This window comes from Kitasatospora cinereorecta (genome assembly GCF_024172095.1).
GTDB lineage: Bacteria > Actinomycetota > Actinomycetes > Streptomycetales > Streptomycetaceae > Kitasatospora > Kitasatospora cinereorecta.
This window is the reverse complement of sequence record NZ_JAMZDX010000003.1, coordinates 1,445,332-1,468,822: the sequence shown is the minus strand read 5'-3', so window position 1 is coordinate 1,468,822 and position 23,491 is coordinate 1,445,332. Positions and strand designations below refer to the sequence as shown.

Annotated in this window: 20 protein-coding genes; 4 read left to right on the top strand and 16 right to left on the bottom strand. The window is 71.9% G+C overall.

What is annotated here, in order from left to right; genetic code table 11:
* Positions 1-6: 6 nt before the first annotated feature.
* Positions 7-384, top strand: a complete 378-nt coding sequence (locus tag FHR36_RS20030) for a hypothetical protein (RefSeq protein WP_253799222.1) — start codon at positions 7-9, stop codon at positions 382-384.
* A 92-nt stretch (positions 385-476) separates the two neighbouring features.
* Here FHR36_RS20030 and FHR36_RS20025 read toward each other — a convergent pair whose 3' ends face one another.
* The 3 genes from FHR36_RS20025 to FHR36_RS20015 all read right to left on the bottom strand — a co-directional run bounded on the left by FHR36_RS20025 (position 477) and on the right by FHR36_RS20015 (position 3,930).
* A complete protein-coding gene (locus tag FHR36_RS20025) occupies positions 477-878 on the bottom strand; it encodes a DUF3052 family protein (protein ID WP_253799219.1) in 402 nt (133 codons plus the stop codon).
* Positions 878-1,474: a dienelactone hydrolase family protein gene (locus FHR36_RS20020; RefSeq protein ID WP_253799217.1), complete on the bottom strand. Its 597-nt coding sequence runs from the start codon at positions 1,472-1,474 to the stop codon at positions 878-880. The genes FHR36_RS20025 and FHR36_RS20020 overlap by 1 nt, the downstream gene beginning before the upstream one ends.
* 158 nt (positions 1,475-1,632) lie before the next feature.
* A complete protein-coding gene (locus FHR36_RS20015) occupies positions 1,633-3,930 on the bottom strand; it encodes a M9 family metallopeptidase (RefSeq protein ID WP_253799215.1) in 2,298 nt (765 codons plus the stop codon).
* Positions 3,931-4,139: 209 nt separating this feature from the next.
* On the opposite strand from FHR36_RS20015, the gene FHR36_RS20010 reads away from it, so the two are divergent.
* Positions 4,140-5,798 (top strand): alkaline phosphatase D family protein, encoded by a 1,659-nt coding sequence (locus tag FHR36_RS20010; protein ID WP_253799213.1) that lies wholly within the window; start codon positions 4,140-4,142, stop codon positions 5,796-5,798.
* A 17-nt stretch (positions 5,799-5,815) separates the two neighbouring features.
* On the opposite strand, the gene FHR36_RS20005 is transcribed toward FHR36_RS20010, so the two are convergent.
* The 6 genes from FHR36_RS20005 to FHR36_RS19980 all read right to left on the bottom strand — a co-directional run bounded on the left by FHR36_RS20005 (position 5,816) and on the right by FHR36_RS19980 (position 13,192).
* A complete protein-coding gene (locus FHR36_RS20005; protein WP_253799211.1) occupies positions 5,816-6,211 on the bottom strand; it encodes a DUF4180 domain-containing protein in 396 nt (131 codons plus the stop codon).
* Positions 6,208-6,630: a helix-turn-helix domain-containing protein gene (locus FHR36_RS20000; protein ID WP_253799209.1), complete on the bottom strand. Its 423-nt coding sequence runs from the start codon at positions 6,628-6,630 to the stop codon at positions 6,208-6,210. Before FHR36_RS20000 ends, FHR36_RS20005 begins: the two co-directional genes overlap by 4 nt.
* A 115-nt stretch (positions 6,631-6,745) precedes the next feature.
* Positions 6,746-8,950 carry a M4 family metallopeptidase gene (locus FHR36_RS19995; RefSeq protein ID WP_253799208.1) on the bottom strand — a complete coding sequence of 735 codons (2,205 nt, stop codon included), beginning with the start codon at positions 8,948-8,950 and terminating at the stop codon, positions 6,746-6,748.
* Positions 8,951-9,182: 232 nt separating this feature from the next.
* Positions 9,183-10,034 (bottom strand): ABC transporter permease, encoded by an 852-nt coding sequence (locus FHR36_RS19990; RefSeq protein ID WP_253799206.1) that lies wholly within the window; start codon positions 10,032-10,034, stop codon positions 9,183-9,185.
* A complete protein-coding gene (locus tag FHR36_RS19985) occupies positions 10,031-12,814 on the bottom strand; it encodes an alpha/beta fold hydrolase (protein ID WP_253799204.1) in 2,784 nt (927 codons plus the stop codon). The genes FHR36_RS19990 and FHR36_RS19985 overlap by 4 nt, the downstream gene beginning before the upstream one ends.
* A gap of 60 nt (positions 12,815-12,874) precedes the next feature.
* Positions 12,875-13,192, bottom strand: coding sequence for a hypothetical protein (locus FHR36_RS19980; RefSeq protein WP_253799203.1), 318 nt, complete (start codon positions 13,190-13,192; stop codon positions 12,875-12,877).
* Between the two features lie 151 nt (positions 13,193-13,343).
* Between FHR36_RS19980 and FHR36_RS19975 the strand changes: the two genes are divergently transcribed.
* Positions 13,344-14,390, top strand: a complete 1,047-nt coding sequence (locus tag FHR36_RS19975) for a mechanosensitive ion channel family protein (RefSeq protein WP_253799202.1) — start codon at positions 13,344-13,346, stop codon at positions 14,388-14,390.
* Positions 14,391-14,403: 13 nt separating this feature from the next.
* On the opposite strand, the gene FHR36_RS19970 is transcribed toward FHR36_RS19975, so the two are convergent.
* The 4 genes from FHR36_RS19970 to FHR36_RS19955 all read right to left on the bottom strand — a co-directional run bounded on the left by FHR36_RS19970 (position 14,404) and on the right by FHR36_RS19955 (position 17,131).
* On the bottom strand, positions 14,404-14,865 hold the full coding sequence (locus FHR36_RS19970; RefSeq protein ID WP_253799200.1) for a GNAT family N-acetyltransferase: 462 nt from the start codon (positions 14,863-14,865) through the stop codon (positions 14,404-14,406).
* A 1-nt stretch (position 14,866) separates the two neighbouring features.
* The gene (locus tag FHR36_RS19965; RefSeq protein WP_253799198.1) at positions 14,867-15,805 is read right to left on the bottom strand and encodes an RluA family pseudouridine synthase; all 939 of its coding nucleotides are present in this window, start codon (positions 15,803-15,805) and stop codon (positions 14,867-14,869) included.
* A gap of 71 nt (positions 15,806-15,876) precedes the next feature.
* Positions 15,877-16,539, bottom strand: a complete 663-nt coding sequence (gene lspA / locus FHR36_RS19960) for a signal peptidase II (protein ID WP_253799195.1) — start codon at positions 16,537-16,539, stop codon at positions 15,877-15,879.
* Positions 16,540-16,624: 85 nt separating this feature from the next.
* Positions 16,625-17,131, bottom strand: a complete 507-nt coding sequence (locus FHR36_RS19955; protein ID WP_253799191.1) for a TraR/DksA family transcriptional regulator — start codon at positions 17,129-17,131, stop codon at positions 16,625-16,627.
* A gap of 556 nt (positions 17,132-17,687) precedes the next feature.
* On the opposite strand from FHR36_RS19955, the gene ileS reads away from it, so the two are divergent.
* Entirely contained in the window at positions 17,688-20,816 is a 3,129-nt protein-coding gene (gene ileS / locus FHR36_RS19950; RefSeq protein WP_253799188.1) for an isoleucine--tRNA ligase, read from the top strand.
* 223 nt (positions 20,817-21,039) lie between these two features.
* Here the strand turns inward: ileS and FHR36_RS19945 are convergent, their stop codons facing one another.
* The 3 genes from FHR36_RS19945 to FHR36_RS19935 all read right to left on the bottom strand — a co-directional run bounded on the left by FHR36_RS19945 (position 21,040) and on the right by FHR36_RS19935 (position 23,389).
* The gene (locus FHR36_RS19945) at positions 21,040-22,353 is read right to left on the bottom strand and encodes a DivIVA domain-containing protein (protein ID WP_253799185.1); all 1,314 of its coding nucleotides are present in this window, start codon (positions 22,351-22,353) and stop codon (positions 21,040-21,042) included.
* Between the two features lie 49 nt (positions 22,354-22,402).
* Positions 22,403-22,693, bottom strand: a complete 291-nt coding sequence (locus FHR36_RS19940) for a YggT family protein (RefSeq protein WP_253799182.1) — start codon at positions 22,691-22,693, stop codon at positions 22,403-22,405.
* 75 nt (positions 22,694-22,768) lie between these two features.
* Positions 22,769-23,389 carry a cell division protein SepF gene (locus FHR36_RS19935; RefSeq protein ID WP_253799180.1) on the bottom strand — a complete coding sequence of 207 codons (621 nt, stop codon included), beginning with the start codon at positions 23,387-23,389 and terminating at the stop codon, positions 22,769-22,771.
* Between the last annotated feature and the right edge of the window lie 102 nt (positions 23,390-23,491).

Sequence of the window (23,491 nt, the reverse complement as noted above, 5' to 3'; positions counted from 1 at the left end):
CATGAGATGTCAGAGGACCAGCAGCTTCCGCTGCACTTCGAGCACTCCTTCGAGGCGTGGTCGTACAGCAAGTCCCACCGAACACTCGTCCTGCGCGGTTACCCGGGCAAGGGCCACCGCGAGTACGTCGACATCGTCTTCAGCTCTGTCCTGGGCATGAAGATCGCATCCGGCTACGAGCGGCTCTCCGTCCACCTCGCCACTGACAGCAGCGAGATGGACGAGTTCCTGCGGAATCCCGAGCGCTACGACCGCGGATATCTGAACGTCGTGGTCTCGGACGGAGGAAGCGATGGATACGTCGTCTGCAAGAACGTCAAGGTCCGTCGCGGGACGCGTCGGTACGAGGAGGAGGGTGAGTCCGACAACACCCAGGGATCCTGAGGTGACCTGGTTCCGGAGGACAACCTCCTGACCTGACGCCCTTCGCGCCCTCACAGTGGCCCCACCGATCTCCTTCGGTGGGGCCACTGCGATCATGTGGCGCTGGTCCGCAGTTCGCGGCGGATGACCAGGCGGAGGGCGGAGTAGGTCGCGTCGACGGCGCAGACCTTGTTGTCGACCAGGCCGGTGGGCAGGGCGACCGCGCGGATCACGTCCTCGGTGAGGTCGGTGGGGACGCGGGAGGCCTTCTTGGGCCAGGCGACCCACAGGCCGGCGGCCGGGCGCATGGCGGCGCGCAGATCGGCCAGCCGGTCGGTGAGTTCGGCGCGGTCGGCAGGGAACCAGAGTGCGACGTCGAAGGGGCCGTCGGCGGGGCGGACGTCGTCCGGGAGGTCGGGGACGGCGAAGCCCTCGGGGGCGCCGAGGAGCAACAGGTCGTGGCCCGGCTTGATGCCGAGCTTGCGGTGCAGCGGCGTCCCCGAGTAGCCGGCCATCAGGATTCGGCGGCGTCGAGTTCGGAGAGGAAGGCAAGCGCGATCCGCCAGGTCTGCTCGGCGGCGTCGGCGTCGAAGTCGGGGAGTTCGGCGTCGGTGTAGAGGTGGCCGGCGCCGCGGTAGCGGTGGACCTCGACGTCGGCGCCGGCCCGGGTGAGGTTGAGGTACCAGGCGTTCAGCCAGTCCTCGGGCTCGAACGGGTCGGGGTCGGCGAGGTGGAGCTGGACCGGGATGCCGGTGGTGGCGTCCTCGCGGATGTCGGAGGTGCCGTGCAGGAGCAGCAGGCCGCGGGCGCGCTCGTCGGCGAGGGCGAGGTTCTGGGCGAGGGCGGCGCCGAGGGAGAACCCGGCGTAGACCAGGCCGGGGGCCGCGGGGTCGGCGAGCAGCGGGGCGACGGCGGTGACGGCGCGGCGCAGCAGTTCGTCGTTGGTGATCTCGTCGCGGTGGTCCATGCCCTCCTCGACGGTGTCGAAGGTGCGCCCGTCGTAGAGGTCGGGGGTGTGGACCTGGTGGCCCTCGGCGCGCAGCCGGTCGGCGGCGGCGTGGACGGCGGGGCGCAGGCCGTACGCGGAGTGGAAGAGGACGATCTGGGCCACGGGGTTTCCTTCGCTTGCGGGCGGTGCCGTGGTCCATGATCCCTCATCCGGCCCACGAATGGTCGGACCCGAGCCGGGGGAAGGCCGGAGCTGCGGGAAGGCCGGAGCCCGGTCCACCCCAACCGTGGACCGGGCCCGGAGCCTGTGGCGTGACCGGCTCAGTAGGAGGTCGTCACCGACGCCCCGCTGAAGCCCTGCTGCGCGTAGAGGCTGATGTAGCTGTAGCCGGCGGGCGGGTTGGTGACGGTCAGCGTCTCGTTGTTGCCGCTCGCGGTGGACTTGGCCTGGTACGAGCCGGTGGTGGCCCAGCCCGCGCCGTTGTAGTACAGGTCGGCGTTGCCGGTGCCGCCGGCGCTGGTGATGGTGAGCTTCGCGGTGCTGGCCGGGACGTACAGGTACAGGTAGGCGTAGTTCCCGGTGGTGGCGGCGAGGTTGGAGCGGCGGCAGTTCTTGTCGAGCTGCCGGGAGTCGGCGCCGGTGCACTCGGGGGCCGGCGGGGTGGTGTCGCAGTGGCCGGCGTTGCAGGCGGTGAGCCAGGTGTTGAAGTCGGCGTCGTAGCGGGTGCCGATGGTGGTCTTCAGGTAGGTGCGGGCGCCGGTCCAGTCGCCGGTGCGGTACTTGGCGAGGATCGCGTCGACGTCGGCCCGGTGCGACTGGAGCATGTAGCGGACGGCCAGGTAGCCCCAGTTGTAGATGCGGGTCTGGTCGGCGTTGTCGTAGGTGGTGTCGAAGAGGGTGGACAGCGCGTAGGTGTGCTTGCCCGCCTCGGTGAGGGCGTCGGTGTAGGTGACGCCCCGGTAGGAGTAGGAGACGTACTCGGCGAAGCCCTCGATCCACCAGACCGCCGGGAGGCCCTGCGCGGCGTTGAAGTCGCCGTACATGTCGAACCGGCCGTCGAGGTAGTGGGTGTACTCGTGGTTGAGGTTCCAGATCTGGAAGTCGGGGCGCTGCCACTCCGCCTCGTAGGCGACGAAGCGCGGCTGGTTGCCGGCCGCGGCGGGGTCGCCCTCCAGGTACATGCCACCGTTGTTGGTGTCGATGCCGAAGATGGCGCCGGCGTAGGTCTGGTAGTCGGTGCTGGAGTCGAAGACGTCGACTTCGATGGTGGTGTTGTTGTCGCCCGCGACGGGGCCGTTGTCGCGGACGACGCCGTGCACGTAGGCGTCCTGGTTGCGCAGGCTGGTGCAGGTGGCGGCGAGTTCGGCGGCGCTCATCTGCTGGGCGAGGATGCGGATGCTCGTGCTGCAGGTGTAACTGGTGGCAAGGACGGCCGACTTGAGCCGGTTGGCGAGGTCGCAGGTGCCGTACGAGGCGCAGTTGGACTGGTCGTAGGTGTCGGTCATCTCGGCGAGGCCGACCCACAGCGGTGCGGTGGGTCCGGTCATGGTGCCGAGGCCGAGCAGGTGCTTGACCAGCGGTCGGACGGTCGGCTGCAGGGGGGCGTGCTGGAGGAAGCGGCCGAGTTCGCGGCCGGCGTTGGAGACCAGGTAGCCGTGGTCGCCGCCGAGCAGCCCGGAGTTGACGGTGGCGAAGGTGTCGAGGGTGTTGAGCACGCTCGGGTCGCTCTGCACGGCGGTGACGAAGTCGGGCGACTGGTGGCCGCGCCAGAGCACGGTGTACGTGTTGTTGACGGCGACCGGCATCGACCAGGTGCTGTTCCAGGCGGTGGTGTAGCCGGTGAGCAGGCGCTTGACGACGTACAGGTAGCGGGCGTTCTCGCCGGCGCTGTCGATCAGGGTGACCGCCTCGGCGAGGGTCTGGCCGTTGGCCTCGGTGACGTCGCCGGAGTGCGGGGCGGCCCAGAAGGCGTCCAGCGCACCGCGGATGGCGCTCTGCAGGGCGGTGCCGTACGTGCCGACGTCGGCGGGGTGGTACCACTGCACGAAGTAGCCGGCCCGCAGGTAGAGCACCAGTTGGGTGGCTGAGGTGGAGTCGTCGCCGGGGTAGTTCGCGGAGACGTCGCGCAGGGCGTTGGCCACCGTGACCATCTGGGCCTCGCGGAAGGCGCCGTAGGCGTCGGTGCCGGTGAGCGGGAAGAGCGAGTTGACGCAGTCCACGGTCGAGGACTTGATCTGCTGGACGAGGGCGCTGCCGGTGCGTCCGGAGAAGTCGCCGGGGGTGCAGCTCGCCGCTGCGGCGGCCAGTGCGTGCGGGGTGGCCGTCGGGGCCGCCTGGGGGCGGGCCTGGTCGGCGCGGGCGGTGGCCGGGTCGCGCGGGGCGCGGTCGGCGAGGTCGCTGGTACCGGTGGAGCGGGCGAGTTCGGGGCTTCGGGCCGCGGCGGCGGCCTGCGGGGCCGGCCGGTCGGGGTGGGCCGCGGCCGAACTGCCGCCCCGGGCTTGGGCCGTAAGGGCGGGGGCCGTAGGGGCGGCCTGGCCGGGGGCGGCGAAGACGCCGACGGTCAGACCGCCGGCCAGGAGCAGGGAGAGCAGGGCTGGGGGTAGGCGAAAGGAGCGCATGGTGAAGGGGCCTCCGGGCGTAAGTGTGGGGGTGCGCCAGGTGTGACATGTACAATTGCATACGTCACATGGCGATGGGAAGGGGTCGGCACCCGCCAACTCGGCCCAGGTGTCGCGCAGTTGATCAACCGAACGGCGCGGTGAAGAGTCGACAAACAGTCAGACAGAACCCTGGACAGGACATTACCGATCAGTAAGTCTCAGAAGATGTGACTGAACCCACCGACTCCACGCCCCTTGCCCGGCCGCGCCGCCGCCGGGTCATCCAGGCCGCCGCCCTCACCGCCGGCGCCGTCGCCCTCCCGCTGACCGCCGCGGGCGGCACGGCCACCGCCGCGCCCGCGCCGCAGTTCCTGCACGGCGTCGCCTCCGGCGACCCGCTGCCGGACGGCATCCTGCTCTGGACCAGAGTGACCCCGGCCCCCGAGGCCGTCCCCGGCTCCGGCGCCGGTCCGGACACCGACGTGCGCTGGGAACTCGCGACCGACCGGAACTTCACCACCATCGCCGCCTCCGGCACGGTGACCGCCTCGGCCGCCTCCGACCACACCGTCAAGGCCGACGTCCGCGGCCTGCGCGCCGACACCGCGTACTGGTACCGGTTCACCGCCGGCGGCGCCACCTCCCCGGTCGGGCGCACCCGCACCGCCCCGCCCGCCGACGCCCACGTCCCCCACCTGCGCCTGGGCGTCGCCTCCTGCGCCAACTGGGAGGCCGGCTACTTCTCCGCCTACCGCCACCTGGCCGCCCGCGGCGACCTGGACGCCTTCCTCTTCCTCGGCGACTACATCTACGAGTACAAGACCGGCGAGTTCTGCGCCCGCGGCACCGTGGTGCGCCCGCACGCGCCCGCCCACGAGATCCTGGACCTCGCCGACTACCGCACCCGGCACGGCCGTTACAAGACCGACCCGGACCTTCAGGCGCTGCACGCCGCCGTCCCCACCATCGCCATCTGGGACGACCACGAGTTCGCCAACGACGCCTGGTCCGGCGGCGCGCAGAACCACACCCCCGGCACCGAGGGCAACTGGACGGACCGCGTCGCCGCCGCCAAGCAGGCCTACTTCGAGTGGATGCCGGTCCGCCCGTCCATCGCCGGCACCACCTACCGCCGCCTGCGCTACGGCAAGCTTGCCGACCTGCACCTGCTCGACCTGCGCTCCTACCGGTCCCAGCAGGCCAAGGTGGGCAGCGGCGACATCGACTCCGCCGACCGGACCATGACCGGCCGCGCCCAGCTCGACTGGCTCAAGTCCGGCCTCGCCGCCTCGGACACCACCTGGCGGCTGATCGGCAACGAGGTGATGATCTCCCCCGTCGCCTTCCTCTCCCTGCCCGACTACCTGCTGCGCCCGCTCGCCCAGCTGCTCGGCCTGCCCTCCGAGGGCCTGGCCGTCAACCCCGACCAGTGGGACGGCTACACCCACGACCGGCGCGAACTGCTCGGCCACCTCAAGGCGAACGCCATCGGCAACACGGTGTTCCTGACCGGCGACATCCACTCCGCATGGGCGTCCGACGTGCCGTACGAGGCCGCCACCTACCCCGGATCGGGCAGCGCCGCGGTCGAGTTCACCGTCACCTCGGTGACCTCCGACAACGTGGACGACTTCCTGAAGGTCGCCCCGCACACCCTCTCGCTGCTCGCGGTCGGCGCCATCGAGGCCGCCAACCCGCACATCAAGTGGGTCGACCTGGACTCGCACGGCTACGGCGTCCTCGACGTCACGCCCGACCAGGTGCAGATGGACTACTACGTGCTGTCCGACCGCACCCGCCAGGACGCCACCACCCAGTGGGCGCGCTCCTACCGCAGCCGTACCGGCACCCAGCAGGTCGAGCGGGTCTGGTCCCCCGTCCGCTGACCCGTCGGCCGCTCGGCTCAGCTCGTGGCGTCGAGGCGCTCGCGCAGCGCCTCGACGTCCGGGACGAACCACAGTTGGGACCCGCGGTTGCTCTCCCGGACGAAGTCGGCCAGCGCCGTGCCCTCGGCGGTGTGGTGCGAGATGTCGCCCACCACCGCGAGCCCCACCCGGTACGTGGCGAACTTCTGGACGATCGCGCCGGCCAGCCGGGTGCGCAGCCGGAAGAAGTCCGCGCCGAACCGCTCGGCCGGGACGGCGACCCAGTGGGCGCCGTGGCCGAACGCGGCGCCGATCAGATCGGTGGCGTCGCCCTCGCTCGCGATGGGCGCGCCCTCGGTGGCGCACACCAGCACGGGGACGTCGGCGAACCTGTGCAGGACTTCGGTCATCGGGCTGTTCCCCTCGGCTGTCATTCCGGCTCCTCGGCCAACGCGTCCACGATCCGCAGCAGTTCGGCCGTCTCCGGGAGTCCGCCGAGCACCACCACCTGGAGGGTGGCGCGGTCCGCGTCGTGCACCGTCTGCACCCGCAGCTGCCCGCCGCTCGGCGGCCGGCTGCCGGTGGCGGCCAGCAGGGCGGTGGAGATCCGGTCGGCGGCGGCCGCCCCGATGCCGTCGATCCGCACGATGGTGGACGCCTCCCGGTGCCGGTCGACCGCCGCCGGTCCGGCCTCGCCACCGGTGAAGGCGGCCAGGTCCTCGCGGGCGATCCGGTACTGCTTGCCGATCCGGGTGGCCTTCAGCTGCTCGTCGCGGATGTAGCCGCGCACCGTCCGCACGTGCAGGCCGAGCAGCGTGGCGACCTGCTCCACGGAGTAGTACTGCGGAGCCATACGACCCTCACCTTCCCTATCGCTCCCCACGCTACCAGCGGATGCGGAAGGATACATACACAAAAACCGGCGGACCGGGCCGTGTGGCCCGGTCCGCCGGCGAGCGGCAAGGGTGTCAGCTCGTGGTGACGGCGACGTCGTCGATCAGGAAGCTGGTCTTGAGGGAGGAGTCCTCGGTACCGGTGAACTTGATCGTGACGGTCTTGCCCTTGAACGCCGACAGGTCGAGCGTGCGCTGGACGTAGCCGGTGGTGGCGTTGGCGTTCGAGTAGGTGGCCAGGGTGGTCGTGGTGGTGCCGTCGACGACCTGGACCTTGAGGGTGTCGTACGCCGTGGTGCCGGTCTCCGAGGTGGAGATCCGGTTCCAGAAGGTGAGCTTCGGGGCGGCGGCGCCGACCGGGACGGTCACCGACTGGGACAGCGTGTCGGTGTGCGCGCTGCCGTAGCCGTCCAGCCAGGCGTAGTACGAACCGCCGTGCGGCGCAGCGCCGGTGTCGTTGGTGATCACGCCGGAGCTGGCGGTCCACGAGGTGGCACCGGACTCGAAGCCGGGGTTGGCCAGCAGGTTGCCGCCCTGGGTGGGCGTCGGGGTCGGGGTCGGGGTCGGGGTGGGCGTCGGGGTGGCGCCGCAGGTGGTGGCGGTGGGGGCGACGCTGACCGCGCTCCAGGCCTTCTCGACCGCGGCGCACTGGGTGCTGGACGCGCCGTACAGGTCCTTCGCGGCCTTGATGGTCGCGGTGCGGGCGCCCGGGTAGTCGGTGTTGGAGGTCATGTACGTCGACAGCGCGCGGTACCAGATCTTGGTGGCCGCGTCGTTGCCCTGGCCGGCAACGGAGGAGCCGTCGCAGGTCGGGCTGTTGCCCCACTGCGACTGGCCGGAGCCGACCGCGAGCAGGTAGAAGAAGTGGTTGCCGACGCCCGAGGAGTAGTGCGGGTTCAGGTTCTTGACGGAGCTGGACCAGCACTTGGCCGACTTGCCGTCCTTGCTCGGGTCGTCCATCCACCGCAGCGGGGTGCCGTTGCCGTTGATGTCGATCTTCTCGCCGATGAGGTAGTCGGGAGCGTCGGCCGGGCTGTTGGCGTTGAACTCCACCATGGTGCCCATGATGTCCGAGGTGGCCTCGTTGAGGCCGCCCGCGTCGCCGGTGTAGACCAGGCCGGCGGTGGCGGCGGTGACGCCGTGGGACATCTCGTGGCCGGCCACGTCGATCTCGGTGAACGGGTTGGCGCCGGTGTCGCCGTCGCCGTAGATCATCGAGAAGCTGTCGTCGTCCCAGCCGGCGTTGCCGTAGTTGGTGCCGTAGTGGACGAACGAGCGGGCGCCGACACCGTCGTTGCGGATGCCGTTGCGGCCAAGCACGTTCTTGTAGAAGTCCCAGGTGGCCTGGATGCCGTAGTGGGCGTCGACGGCGACGGTGGCGCGGTCGCTCAGCGCGCCGTTGCCCCAGACGTTGTCGGTGTCGGAGAACGCCTTGCCCCAGCCGGCCGGCGGGGAGTCGTTGGTCGCGGTCTGGTTCTGGGCGTCGCGGGTCTCGCCGTTGCCGCGGTTGGCGTCGGTGAGGGAGTAGCTGCTGCCCGAGCCGCTGGTGGACAGGGTGACCTGGCCGACCATGTAGCCGTTGCCGGTGCCGGAGGCGGCGACCGTGGCCGCGGCGGCGGTGCCCGCACCCGCGGTGGCGGCCTTGGTGCCCTGGGCCTTCACGCCGTCGGGGAGGAAGGCGGAGAAGGTGTCCCAGCTGGTGCCGGTCGCCCCGGTGCGGGCGTCGATCAGGACGTGCAGGTGGGTCGGGGCCTTGTCCGGCCCGGTGCCGTCGATGACGACCTCCCAGACCAGCTTGGGGGTGGCACCGAGCGCGTCGACCTTGAGGGTGGCCGCGCTCCGGGCCTGCTTGCCGGTGAACAGCCGGGACGCCGCGGCGATCGCCTGCCGGTCGGTGACTGAGGGGGTCACCGAAAGGGAGAGCGGGGCCTGCAGGCTGAGGGTGGCGGTGTCGAGCTGGCCGCCGGGCGCGGAGTGGACGATCACGTCACCACCGAGGACCGGCAGGCCCTGGTAGGTGCGGTCGAAGTGGACGTGGCGCGAGCCGTCGACGTCGACCTGGACGCCGCGGGCCTGGAACGCGTCGTTCGGGCCGGCCTGGACCACCTGGGGGTGGGTGGAGACCTGGGCGGCGGCGTCCTGCATCGCCTGACTGCCCGAGACCTTCGGCTGGGCGGCGGCGGGAACGGTGGGGGCGGCGAACGCGGTGACGCCCGCGCCGGCTATCACGAGGGTGCTGACTGCCAGGGTCAGCGAGCCCGTCAGAAAGGGTCGCTTCATGACGACGCAGCGTGGCCGTGCATGCATGTGCAGGTCAATGCATGACAATTCTGTTTAATCAACAGGTCGAATGTCTTAACTTCTGCATTGCCTGGTAAAGCGGTTGAACACCGCACCGACCTGGCGTTTCTGTCCGATGCATTCCCGCCGACCGACCCACCTGACATTCGATCATGTGGCAGCAATCACACGGCGATGGCGTTTCTCCATAAGGACCGTAGCTGACCTGCGCCTATGACACGACGTCCTTGCGGGCGAAGCCGCGGAAGGCCAGCGCCAGCAGAATCAGCGCGTACGAGAGCGACAGCGAGACGCCCTGCACCATGCCGCCCCACTCGAGTTGGGGCTGCAGCGCGTCCGCCCAGGCGTACTGCCAGTGCGCCGGCAGCCACTCGCGCAGCGAGCCGAGCGCGGTCACCGCGTCCAGCACGCCGGTGACGATCGAGGCGAACACCGCGCCGCCGACCGCGCCGAGCGGCGCGTCGGTGGCGGTGGAGAGCCAGAACGCCAGCGCGCCGACGACCAGTTCGCTGAGGAAGACGAACGCCACCGCCAGCGCTAGCCGGGGCAGCGCCTCGGCGGCCGGCAGGGTGGCGCCGGTCGGCAGCTTGAGATCGCCCCAGCCGTACGCGGCGGTGCCCACGGCCAGCCCGACCAGCGGCAGCAGCACCACGGCCGCCGCCGAGAAGGCCAGCGCCACGGTGAGCTTGCGCACCAGCAGCCGGGCCCGGGGCACCGGGGCGGCCAGCAGGTAGCGCAGCGAGGACCAGCTCGCCTCCGAGGCCACCGTGTCCCCGCAGAACAGCGCGACCGGGATGACCAGCAGGAAGCCGGTGCCCATGAAGAGCATGGTGGTGGCGAAGTTGAGCCCGGAGGAGGTGGCCAGCTCGATGAAGCTGGTGCGGTCCTCCCGGCCGGGGGCACCGCCGATCCAGATCGCCCCGAGCACGATCAACGGCATGGCGGCCAGCACCCCGCCGACCACCATGGTCCGGCGCCGGCGCAGCTGGCGGACGGCCTCCACCCGCAGGGGCAGGGTGCGCCCGGGCCGGTAGCCCGGGGCGGCGGTGCCGGTGGCACTCATGCCGATCCTCCGATCAGGGACAGGAAGGCGTCCTCCAGCCGGCGGTGCGGCCCGATGCCCTCGACCGGCACGCCGAGGCGGACCAGTTCGGCGGTCAGCCGGCTGGCCGGCAGCCCGTCGAGCCGCACCAGCAGGCCGCCGTCGACCGGGTCGGCCGCGGCCACGCCGGGCAGCGCGGCGAGCTTGTCGGCGACCGCCGCCCGCTCCTCGGCGCCGTACTCCGCCGCCACCGCGACCAGCAGCTGCTCCCCCGCGCCGACGATCTCGCCGACCGGCCCGGCGGTGACCAGTCGGCCGCGGTCCATCACCACCAGGTGGGTGCAGCTCTGCTCGACCTCGGCGAGCAGGTGGCTGGAGACGATGACGGTGCGCCCGGCGGCCGCGTACCGGATCATTACCTCGCGCATCTCGCGGATCTGCGGCGGGTCGAGCCCGTTGGTGGGCTCGTCGAGGATCAGCAGGTCGGGCAGGCCGAGCATGGCCTGGGCGATGGCCAGGCGCTGGCGCATGCCCTGGGAGTAGGTGCGCACGGCCCGCTCCAGTGCCTCGCCGAGGTCGGCGATCGCCAGTGCCTCGGCGAGGTGGGCGTCCTCGGCGGGCCGGCCGGTGGCGCGCCAGTAGAGCTCCAGGTTGGCGCGGCCGGTCAGGTGCGGCAGGAAGCCGGCCCCCTCGACGAAGGCGCCGACCCGGGAGAGCACCGGGGCGCCGGGCCGCACCTGGTGGCCGAAGATCCTGATCTCGCCCTCGTCGGGGCTGATCAGGCCCATCAGCATCCGCAGCGTGGTGGTCTTGCCGGCGCCGTTCGGCCCGAGCAGGCCGAGCACCTGGCCCTGCTCGACGGTGAAGCCGAGGTCGCGGACGGCGTACCGGTCGACCGTGCCCCGGTAGCGCTTGGACAGGCCGGTGATCCGCAGCGGCACCTCGGCGAGCGCCGGGTCGGGCGCGGCGGCCGCGCGTCGGCGGGCGGAGCGGCGGCGGAGCGGGACGGCGAGCAGCAGCGCCGCGACGGCCGCCGCGACCAGCGGCAGCAGCCAGGTGCGGGCGGGCAGCGGGGCGGCCTCGGTGTGCAGTTCGGCCACGGTCGGCACGGCGACCGGTCCGGCGACCGCGACCCGGTAGGTGGCGGGTTCGGTGGGCGAGCTGTACGCGAGGTCGGTGGAGGCGAGGACCAGCCGCAGCCGGTGCCCGGCCTGGAAGGTGTGGTCGACGGCGGGCAGCGCGACGGTGACGGTACGGCCGCCGGGCGCGTCGGCGCCGGTGACCCGCAGCGGGGCGGCGAGCTGCTCGGGCAGGCTCTGCTTGCCGTCCGGGCCGAGGTCGTAGAGCTTGGCGAACAGCACCGCGTCCGGCCGGTCGGCCTGGACGTGCAGCTGGACGGTGGGCGCACCGGTCAGGTGCAGCGCGGAGTCCAGCGGGGCGGAGTCGAAGCCGGCGTACTGGCCGGGGAAGTCCAGTGAGAGCCCGGCACCGGCCGAGGCGAGCTGGGAGAGCGCGCCGATGCCGGGCAGGGTGGAGATGTTCGGCGGGGCGCCGCCGGGCGGGTTGGCGATGCTCTGCTCGCGGCCGGCCAGCTCCACGGTGCGCCGGCCGGTGCCGTCCAGGCCCGGGTAGCGGTCGGCGTCGGCGCCGCGCAGCACGGCCTGGAAGCCGGTGGAGTCGAGGCCGCCGGTGCGGGTGAGGCGGAACGCGGGGCCGGTGTCGGTGGCGCGGCCGCGCAGGTAGTGGTCGAACCAGGCGGTGACCCGGTCGTCCACCCGGGCGCTGCCCTCGGTGCCGCCGTCGTGGCCGCCGGCGAACCAGTCCACCGCTACCGGCGCGCCGCCCGCGGCGACCGCCCTGGCGATCCGGTCGCCCTGGTCGAGCGGGAAGAGCGAGTCCTGCTGGCCCTGGACGACCAGGGTGGGCACCTTGATCCGGTCGCCGACCGAGGACGGGCTGGAGCGATCCAGCAGGGCGACGGCATCGGCGTCGGCCCGGCCCGCGGTGGCGACCCGGTTGTACATGGCGCACAGCTCGTCCAGGAACCGCCCGCAGCCGACCGGACCCGCCGGCTCACCGCCGCGTCCCGCCCCGGCGCCGTCCGGCCCGTTGCCGGGGCCGCCGCCGAGGCCGCCGGCCGACCCGGTGGTGAAGAAGATGCCGGCCCACAGCTTCTTGAACACGCCGTCGGTCGCGCCGCCGCCCTGCACCGCCTGCGGGAACAGCGCGTCGGCCAGGTTCCACCAGGTGATCTGGCTGGCGACGGCGTCGATCCGCGGGTCGTAGGCGGCGCCGAGCAGGGCCGCGCCGCCGCCGTACGAGGCGCCGGTGATGCCCACCCGGGGGTCGCCGGGGCCGTCCAGCTGGACCTCGGGGCGCTGGGCGAGCCAGTCGACCAGGTGCTTGACGTCCTGGATCTCCCGGTCTGGCGAGTCCAGGCCGATCCGGCCGCCGGAGTGGCCGAAGCCGCGGGCGGACCAGGTGAGCACGGCGTAGCCGGCCCGGGCGAGCTGCCGGGCCCGGTCGCGCTCGCCCTCCTTGGAGCCGCCGAAGCCGTGGGCCAGCAGGATCGCCGGCCGCGGAGCGGTACCGGTGGTGAAGAACGAGGTGTCGATCCGCACCGTGGCGCTGCTGCCGGGGGTCTCCGGCAGGTCCAGGAAGCGGTCCTCCTGACGGACCGCCGCCGGCTGCGAGCCGGCCGCGGAGACCGCGCCGAACCCCGCCAGCAGGACGGCGGCCAGGAGTGCGACCAGCACTCTGCGACCCGTCAGCCGCCTGCGCCATGCCCCACCGAAGCTCATGGCCACCGATCGTAGTCAGGCGGCGTGTAGGCGAGCCGTAAGGGCACCCCGGTGGGGGTCTCAGTCCCGCTGCTGCTCGTCGCGCATCTTGCGGGCGCGCTCGTCGGAGGCCTTGCGCTCCTCCGGCGACATGTCGTCGGCGGCGCGGCGCATCTCCTCCAGCTTCACGCCGACGGCGTCGAGGTAGCGCGGGGACTGGATCATCTCGGCGATGCCGATCCGGCCGGACAGCGCCTCGCGGGCGAGCGCCTGCAGCTCACCGCCGACCTTCGGGTTGGACGCGAGCGTACGGAGCGCCTTGTGCAGCTCGGCGGCCTGCGCCGGGTTGTCGGCGACCTCCATCAGCTCGTCGTCGCTGATCTCGTACTCCGACGCCATCTTCCCCACCCCGCTGGATCCTGCCGTACCGACCTCCCGATCATAGGCCGTACGGGCGGACGGGCTGACACACCGTCGGCCGCCGGCACCGCGGAGGGGGACGAATCGGCGCGGTATGGTGCGAAGCACCCCGGATTCCGTGAGGTGTCCCGTGCTCTGGCCGCTCGTCAGCCTGCTCGCCGCCGTGGTCGCGACCCTCCTGATCGGCTGGATCGTCGACCGGGCGCTCCAGCGGGTCGCCGCCCGGCACCCGGAGGCGCCGCTGTGGGAGCTGCTGCGCCGCTGCCGGGTGCCCTTGCAGCTGGTGGTGCTGCTGGCGCTGCTGCTGCTCGGCCATCCGCTGAAGCGGCTCTTCGGCGGGTCGGAGGACACGGACGTACGGCACGGCCTGCTGATCGCCCTGATCGTCTGCTGCGGCTGGCTGGCCGCCCGGGTCACGACGGCGGTGCTGGAGGCGGTGCTCAGCCGGTACGAGACGGTGACCGAGGACGCGTCCCGGGTGCAGCGGGTGCGCACCCAGCTGTCCCTGCTGCGCCGGGTCGCCGAGGCGCTGATCTGGGTGGTGACGATCGGGGCGGCGCTGCTGACCTTCGAGGCGATGCGCACGGTCGGGGCGAGCCTGCTGGCGTCGGCGGGCATCATCGGCATCGTGGCCGGCATCGCCGCCCAGTCGACCCTGGGCAACTTCTTCGCCGGGCTGCAGATGGCCTTCAGCGACACCGTCCGGATCGGGGACACCGTGGTGGTGGACGGCCAGCAGGGCACCGTGGAGGAGATCACCCTCTCCTACCTGGTGCTGCGGCTGTGGGACCACCGGCGGCTGGTGGTGCCGGTCTCCTACTTCGTCTCCAAGCCGTTCGAGAACTGGACCCGCCGCGACCCGGGCCTGCTCGCCACGGTGGTGCTGCACCTGGACCACACCACCCCGGTGGCCGAGCTGCGGGCGGTGCTGCACGAGCGGCTGCGGGCGCATCCGCTGTGGGACGGCCGGGAGTGGGCGCTGCAGGTCACCGACACCACCCCGAACACCCTGGTGGTCCGGGCCGGCATGACAGCCGCGGGGCCGGACGAGGCGGCGGCGCTGCGCTTCGACATCCGCGAGCAGCTGGTCGCCCACCTGCGCGACCACCACCCGTACGCCCTCCCCCGCGTCCGCACCGGCGAGGCCGGCCCGGACGCGGGGTCGGAGAAGCTGTAGCGCGACGGAAGTGCTAGAGAGCCCTGGTCATGGTGCGGTGCGGGATGCCGGCGTCCTGGTAGACGGCGCCCTCGGCGGCGTAGCCGAGCCGCTCGTAGAAGCCGAGCGCCTGGACCTGGGCGTGCAGTTCCAGCTCGGTGCCGCCGTGCTCGCGGCCGGCCTGCTCGAGCGCTCGGACCAGGCGGGCGCCGAGGCCGGTGCCCCGGGCGGCCTTGACCACGGCGAGCCGGCCGAGCAGCACCCGGCCCTGCTTGCCGCCGGTGAGCTCCAGCGCCTGGGCGCCGTGGATCAGCCGGCCGGTGCCCAGCGGGGTGCCGTCCGCGCCGAGGGCGAGGACGTGCACCGAGGTGGCGTCGTACGTGTCGTACTCCAGTTCCTCGGGGACGTTCTGCTCCTCGACGAACACCTCACGGCGGATCGACCGCACCTGGGCCAGTTCGGCCTCGGAGGCGGCGACCAGGATCGTCTCGGTCATCTCAGCTCTCCGCGGCGATCACGTCGAGCGCCTGCTGCAGGTCGGCGGGGTACTCGCTGGTGAACTCGACCCACTGCCCGTCCTCGGGGTGCTCGAAGCCGAGCGAGACGGCGTGCAGCCACTGGCGGGTCAGGCCGAGGCGCTTGGCGAGGGTCGGGTCGGCGCCGTAGGTGAGGTCGCCGACGCAGGGGTGGCGCAGCGCGGACATGTGCACCCGGATCTGGTGGGTGCGGCCGGTCTCCAGCTTGATGTCGAGCAGCGAGGCGGCCCGGTAGGCCTCGATCAGGTCGTAGTGGGTGATCGAGGGCTTGCCGTCGCGGGTGACCGCCCACTTCCAGTCGCTGCTGGGGTGGCGGCCGATCGGCGCGTCGACGGTGCCGGACAGCGGGTCCGGGTGGCCCTGGACCAGCGCGTTGTAGCGCTTGGCGGTGATCCGGTCGTGGAACTGGCGCTTGAGGTCGGTGTAGGCGCGCTCGGACTTGGCGACCACCATGATCCCGGAGGTGCCGACGTCGAGGCGGTGGACCACGCCCTGGCGCTCGGCGGCGCCGGAGGTGGAGATCCGGTAGCCGGCCGCGGCGAGGCCGCCGATGACGGTCGGGCCGGTCCAGCCGGGGCTGGGGTGGGCGGCGACGCCGACGGGCTTGTCGATGACCACGACGTGGTCGTCGTCGTGGATGATCCGCATCCCGTCGACCGGCTCGGCGACGATCTGCACCGGGGCGGCCGGGGCCGGGATCTCGACCTCCAGCCAGGCGCCGGCGGTGACCCGGTCGGACTTGCCGGCGACGGCGCCGTCCAGCGTCACCTTGCCCTCGGCGGCCAGCTCGGCGGCCTTCGTCCGGGAGAAACCGAACATCCGGGCCAGGGCGGCGTCGAGTCGCTCGCCCTCCAGGCCGTCGGGAACGGGGAGGCTGCGGGTCTGCGCTGCGGTACTCACCCGTACGAGTATGCCGGATCCCGGGCCGCGCCCCTTACGCCTCGGTGGGGCGCCCGCCCGGGAGGGGCAAGCTACTGCTTCTTGGCGCTGTGGTGGACGGTGCCGTCCGGGTTGGAGCCGCGGAAGGAGAGCAGCACCACCAGGATGCCGCCGCAGACGATCGCCGAGTCGGCGAGGTTGAAGACGGCGAAGTGCTGGACGGAGATGAAGTCCACCACGTGCCCGCGGAAGATCCCGGGCGAGCGGAACAGCCGGTCGGTGAGGTTGCCGAAGGCGCCACCGAGCAGCAGGCCGAGCGCGATGGCCCAGGGCAGGCTGTACAGCTTGCGGGCGATCCGCCAGATCACCACGATCACGGCGGCGGCGATGGCGGTGAAGACCACGGTCATCGCCTGGCCCATGCCGAAGGCGGCGCCGGGGTTGCGGATCACCTGGAAGGTCATCACGTCGCCGATCACCTGGATCGGCGAGTGGCCCTCCAGCCGGGCGACGACCAGCAGCTTGGAGCCGAGGTCGATCAGGTACGCCAGCAGGGCGACGGTCAGCAGCACGCCGACCCGGCGGCGGCGGACCAGCGCCCGGGCGCCGCTCGCGGCGGTGGCCCCGGCGGGCGCGGTGCTCTCGTCCGTCGCTGCCTCCGGCTCGTCCTGCGGGGTGCGGGCGGTGGGGACGGCGTCGCCCTGGGTCTGGGGGGAACCTGGAGTGCTGATGATCCGCTCCGCTGCCGTGTGCATGGTGGTCGGGGTTATGGGGACGAGCGTACGGCAACGCCCGCCCCCATGGCCTGCGACCGGGCGAGAGCCCGGTGGACGGCCTGCCCTACCGGCGTTCCTGCTTGGCCTTGCAGGTGACGCAGAGCGTCGCCCGCGGGAAGGCCTGCACCCGGGCCTTGCCGATCGGCTGGCCGCAGGACTCGCAGATGCCGAAGCCGACGCCCTCCAGCCGGGCCAGCGCCCGCTCGGTCTGGGCCAGGCTGTCGCGGGCGTTGTTGGCCAGCGCGAGCTCGCTCTCCCGGTTGATGTTCTTGGTACCGGCGTCGACCTGGTCGTCGCCCGCGCCGTCGTTGGAGTCCCGCATCAGGCCGGCGATCGCGGCCTCGGCGGCCTCGATCTCGGCGCGCAGCCGCTGCAGGTCGGTCTCCAGCTCGGCGTGCAGCTCGGCCACCTCGACGGACGTCCACGGGTCCTCGCCGGGGCGGACCGGCAGCTCGGCCGGGTCGACCGACTCGGCGCCGCCCCGGGCACCGGTGCCCGCGGACAGGTGCGTGCGGCTGGTGGCCGCCGTGTGGCCGGTTCCGGTGCTGGTCTTACGCCGTGCAGTGCTCACGGTCCCCTCCCCTGAGTCGCCCGCCACAGCCTTGCGCGACCTCTTGGTCGCGGTCCCTGTCGCCTTCTCAGCCATGGCTTTCGACCTCATCTACGAATCATTCGAACCGTCGGTTCCCGACGATCTTCCGGTGCCGGAACGATAATCCCCAGCGAATCCGGTCACAACGGGACATACCGAAACGGCTCGTCCATCCCACCCGCGCAGCCGCCGTTGCACGAGTGCTGCCCAAGTTGTGCCCAGATCGTCATCGACTAATCCGGGTTGCAAAGCCCGATACACTGGCACCTGCAAGGCGCAGATGGGACGAGTACCGACGTACGCAGCCATGAGCGACCCGGGGACGGTGTGAGCCCGGGGGTGTGCGCGGCGGGAAGATCACCCCGGAGCCGCCGGAAGAAAGGCCCTTCCCGGGCCCGTTAGAACCGGCTGCAACCCCCAAACAAGAGGGTCGCAAGCAGTACCGCGGCCAAGGAGGGTGGTACCGCGGGGCGGCCTGCCGTCTCGTCCCTCCGTCGGAGCCAGTCCACGCATCCGTCGGAGGTAGACGCCCGCGATGAGCACCTACAACCCCGTTCCCGCGCAGGTCGACCTGCCTGCCCTGGAGCACCAGATCCTGAGCTTCTGGCAGGACAACAAGGTGTTCCGGCGCAGCCTGGAGCAGTCCGAGGGCCGCCCCGAGTGGGTGTTCTACGAGGGCCCGCCGACCGCCAACGGCATGCCCGGCGCCCACCACATCGAGGCCCGCGTCTTCAAGGACGTCTTCCCCCGTTTCCGGACCATGAAGGGCTACCACGTCGCCCGCAAGGCCGGCTGGGACTGCCACGGCCTGCCGGTCGAGCTGGCCGTGGAGAAGGAGCTGGGCTTCTCCGGCAAGCAGGACATCGAGGCGTTCGGCATCGCCGAGTTCAACGCCAAGTGCCGCGAGTCGGTCACCCGGCACACCGACGAGTTCGTCAAGCTCACCGAGCGGATGGGCTACTGGGTCGACCTCGACCAGGCGTACCGCACCATGGACCCCGACTACATCGAGTCGGTCTGGTGGTCCCTCAAGCAGATCTTCGACAAGGGCCTGCTGGTCCAGGACCACCGGGTCTCCCCCTGGTGCCCGCGCTGCGGCACCGGCCTGTCCGACCACGAGCTGGCCCAGGGCTACGAGACCGTGGTCGACCCCTCGGTCTACGTCCGCTTCCCGCTCACCTCCGGCCCGCTGGCCGGCCGCGCCGCGCTGCTGGTGTGGACGACCACCCCGTGGACCCTGGTCTCCAACACCGCCGCCGCCGTGCACCCGGACGTCACCTACGTGGTGGCCACCGACGGCACCGAGCAGCTGGTCGTCGCCGAGCCGCTGGTCGGCAAGGCGCTCGGCGAGGGCTGGGAGACCACCGGCGAGTCGTTCACCGGCGCCGAGATGGAGCGCTGGGCCTACCGCCGGCCGTTCGACCTGGTCGAGATCGAGGACGCCCACTACGTCCTCAACGCCGAGTACGTCACCACCGAGGACGGCACCGGCATCGTCCACCAGTCGCCCGCCTTCGGCGCCGACGACCTCGCCACCTGCCGCAAGTACGGCCTGCCGGTGGTCAACCCGGTCCGCGCCGACGGCACCTTCGAGGAGGAGGTCCCGCTGGTCGGCGGCATCTTCTTCAAGAAGGCCGACGAGGCCCTGGTCGCCGACCTCAAGGACCGCGGCCTGCTCTTCCGCCACCTGCCGTACGAGCACAGCTACCCGCACTGCTGGCGCTGCCACACCGCGCTGCTCTACTACGCGCAGCCGTCCTGGTACATCCGCACCACCGCGGTCAAGGACGCCCTGATCCGGGAGAACGAAGCCACCAACTGGTACCCGGAGAACGTCAAGCACGGCCGCTTCGGCGACTGGCTGAACAACAACATCGACTGGGCGCTCAGCCGCAACCGCTACTGGGGCACCCCGCTGCCGATCTGGCGCTGCGAGGACGACCACCTGACCTGCGTCGGCTCGCTGGCCGAGCTCTCCGAGCTGACCGGCACCGACCAGTCCGGCCTGGACCCGCACCGGCCGTTCATCGACGACGTGACCTTCGGGTGCCCGCAGTGCTCCGGCACCGCCGTGCGCGTCCCCGAGGTGATCGACGCCTGGTACGACTCGGGCTCCATGCCGTTCGCCCAGTACGGCTACCCGTACCGCAACAAGGAGCTGTTCGAGAAGCGCTACCCGGCGCAGTTCATCTCCGAGGCGATCGACCAGACCCGCGGCTGGTTCTACACCCTGATGGCCGTCGGCACCCTGGTCTTCGACAAGTCCTCCTACGAGAACGTGGTCTGCCTCGGCCACATCCTCGCCGAGGACGGCCGCAAGATGTCCAAGCACCTGGGCAACATCCTGCAGCCGATCCCGCTGATGGACCAGCACGGCGCCGACGCCGTCCGGTGGTTCATGGCCGCCGGCGGCTCGCCCTGGTCCGCCCGCCGGGTCGGCCACGGCACCATCCAGGAGGTCGTCCGCAAGACGCTGCTGACCTACTGGAACACCGTCGCCTTCCAGGCCCTGTACGCCCGCACCGCCGGCTGGGCGCCGTCCGCCGCCGACCCGGCGCCGGCGGACCGCCCGCAGCTGGACCGCTGGGTGCTCTCCGAGCTGAACACCCTGGTCCGCGAGGTGGACGCCGCCCTGGAGGCGTACGACACCCAGCGGGCCGGCAAGCTGCTGTCCGCCTTCGTCGACGACCTCTCCAACTGGTACGTCCGCCGCGGCCGCCGGCGCTTCTGGCAGGGCGACGCCGCCGCGCTCGCCACCCTGCACGAGGCGCTGGAGACCGTCACCCGGCTGATGGCCCCGCTCACCCCGTTCATCACCGAGCGGGTCTGGCAGGACCTGGTCGTCCCGGTCGCCCCCGACGCCCCGGTCTCGGTCCACCTCGCCACCTGGCCGGTCGCCGACGAGACCCTCGTCGACCCCGCGCTGTCCCGGAACATGGCCCTGGTCCGCCGCCTGGTCGAACTCGGCCGCGCCACCCGCGCCGAGTCCGGGGTGAAGACCCGTCAGCCGCTCTCCCGGGCCCTGATCGCCGCCCAGGGCTGGGACGAGCTGCCCGCCGACCTGCGCGCGCAGATCGCCGAGGAGCTCAACGTCACCACCCTGGAGTCGCTGGCCGGCGTCGGCGCCTCGCTCGTCGACACCTCCGCCAAGGCCAACTTCCGCGCCCTCGGCAAGCGGTTCGGCAAGGGCGTCCAGGACGTCGCCAAGGCGGTCGCCGCCGCGGACGCCGCCGTCCTCGCCGCCGAGCTGCGGGCCACCGGCACCACCGGGGTCGAGCTGAACGGCGAGCGGGTCGAGCTGTCGCCGGACGAGGTGATCATCACCGAGACCCCGCGCGAGGGCTGGGCCGTCGCCAACGAGGCCGGCGCCACCGTCGCCCTCGACCTCGCCATCACCCCGGAGCTCAAGCGGCTCGGCATCGCCCGCGACGCCATCCGCCAGATCCAGGAGGCCCGGAAGAACTCCGGCCTCGACGTCGCCGACCGGATCGTCCTGCGCTGGCGGGCCGCCAACGAGGAGACCGCCGAAGCCATCGCCGAGCACGGCCCGCTGGTCGCCGACGAGGTCCTCGCCACCGACTTCGCCGCCGGCGCCGCCGACTGGGAGTCCGAGAGCTTCACCGACGAGGGCCTCGGCTTCACCTTCCAGCTCCGCAAGGCCTGAGCAGCTCTTGAGGGGCGCGAGGAACTGCGCGACCAGCCACGCACTCTGCTTGAGGCAGGCTCGACGCCGCAGTTCCCCGCGCCCCTCTTCTCGTGGTTGGCCAACCCCCGCCAGGAACCCAGCCCCGGGGTCGGCGTCGCGGTTCCCCGAGCCCCTGGTGAAAAGACGAGGGCGCCCCCGCTGTGACGGATGTCACTGGCGGGGGCGCCCTCGAAGGTCCTGCTTAGTTGTCGCCGTCCTCGTCGATGAGGAAGCCCCGCATCGGCGCGGGAGCCTGCTGCATCGGCTGCGGCGGCTGCGGACGGACCGCGGCCATCGGCTGGGTCATCCCGGCGGGAGCCATCTGCGGGGCGCCGTTGCTGCCGCCCGGCTGGCCGAAGCTCGGGGTGGAGCCGAAGGAGCTCTGGCCGCCGAAGCTCGGGTTGCCGCCGCCGAAGGAGCTCTGACCGCCGAAGCTCGGGGCGGAACTCATCGTGGAGGCGCCGGCCGGAGCCATCGCCGACGAGGACGCCGGCGGCAGCGAGGCGGTGGCGGGGATCCGCGGCGGGGCGAGCGAGTCGTCGGCCTGCGACTCCAGCTGGCGCAGCTGGGTCTCCAGGTACGACTTCAGGCGGGTGCGGTACTCGCGCTCGAAGGCGCGCAGGTCCTCGACCTTGCGCTCCAGCGTCGCGCGGGCGGACTCCAGGGAGCCCATCGCCACGCGGTGCTTCTCCTGCGCGTCCCGCTCCAGGGCGTCGGCCTTGGACCGGGCGTCCCGCTCCAGGCCCTCGGCGCGGCTGCGGGCCTCGCCGACGATCTTGTTGGCCTCGGAACGGGCCTCGGAGATCGCCTGGTCGGCGGTCTGCTGCGCGAGCGCGAGGACTCGGGCGGCGCTGTCGCCACCGGGGCCCTGCTGCGGGCCGCCCATGGGACCGCCCATCGGGCCGCCCATCTGCTGCATGGGGCCGCCCATCGGGGCGAGCTGCTGCTGGCCGCCCATGGTCTGGCCCATCTGCGGCTGACCCATCTGCGGCTGGCCCATCGGGCCGCCCATCGGCTGCAGCATCTGGCCGCCCATCGGCTGGACCAGCTGCTGCTGGCCGCCCATGGTCTGGCCCATCTGCTGCGGCTGACCCATCTGCTGGGGCATCTGCGCGCCCGGGCCGGGCGGGAGCTGCGGGGCGCCGGACGGCAGGCCGAGCGGCTGGTTGCCCATGCCCTGCTGCGGGCCGCCCATCTGCTGCGGGCCACCCATCTGCTGGGGACCGGGGCCCTGCTGCTGGCCGGGCACCGGCGGGCCGGATATGGCGGCGGGCACCGGGGCGCCGGGGCGGGCGTCCTGCTGCGCCTGCTCCTTGCGCATGTTGGCCTGGTTCTGCGCGGCGGCACGCGTGGCGGCGGCCAGCTTGGCGCGCAGGTCCTCGTTCTCGCGCAGCAGGCGGGTCAGCTCGGCTTCGACCTCGTCGAGGAAGGCATCGACCTCGTCCTCGTCATAGCCTTCGCGAAGCCGGACGGTCGTGAACTGCTTGTTCCGAACGTCCTCGGGGGTCAATGGCATCTCTTCACCTCAACGTGATCGTCGGCACTCCGGAATCCTGCCGTATCGCTCAGAACGACAGGGACCGCACGAGCGAGATCAGGACATACACAATGATCATCAGTACGAAGAAGGACAGGTCGAGTGCCACGCCCCCGAGACGCAACGGCGGGATGAAGCGCCGAAGAAGCTTGAGCGGTGGATCCGTGACAGTGTACGTGGCCTCCAGCACCACGACCATGGCCTTGCCGGGACGCCACGAGCGGGCGAACTGGAAGACCCAGTCCATGACGAGCCTGAAGAGCAGGATCAGCAGGAACACGGTCAGCACCCAGTAGAGCACCGATCCGACGATCCCCATCGCGTCTCCCTCTCCCTGGCCGACGTCCCGTCATGACACACCGTCGCTCGATCCACACGTAACGTCGTGGCCGGGTCAGCTCTGGTTGAAGAACCCACCCTCGGCGATCCGAGCCTTGTCCTCCGCCGTGACATCGACGTTAGCAGGCGACAGCAGGAACACCTTCTGCGTCACTCGCTCGATACTGCCGTGCAGGCCGAAGACGAGTCCAGCCGCGAAGTCTACGAGCCGCTTGGCGTCCGTGTCGTCCATCTCGGTCAAATTCATGATCACGGGGGTCCCGTCGCGGAACTGTTCCCCGATGGTACGGGCCTCGTTGTAGGTCCGGGGGTGCAGCGTGGTGATGCGGTAGGGCTCTCGTTCGTTCACTACCTTGGGCATGATCACCGGGGCGCTCTTCTCCACGTTCTGGCGGCGGTCGGGTGTGATGGACGACACTGGTGCCATCCGCGGGGACTCCTGCCGGATCGGCACCGCGGCCGGCACCGGCTGGGGCGCGATCTGGACGGCGGGCGCCGGCACGGCGGCGGGCGCCGCCGCCGCCGCGGACGCGCCGCGCAGGTCCTCGGTCCGCCCGGTGCGGATCGGCTCCGGGTCGGCGTCGTAGTCGTCGTCGGGGTCGTACCCCTGGCCGTCGTAGGTCTCGTCCTCCACGAGGCCGAGGTAGACCGCCATCTTGCGCATTGCGCCGGCCATGCTCCCGTCTCCTCCGCTCGATTCGTGGTGGATCGGCTCCGACGACGGCCTTGGCGTCTGCGGATTCCGCGCGCCCCTCACGTCCGCTCGGGCCGATGGGCC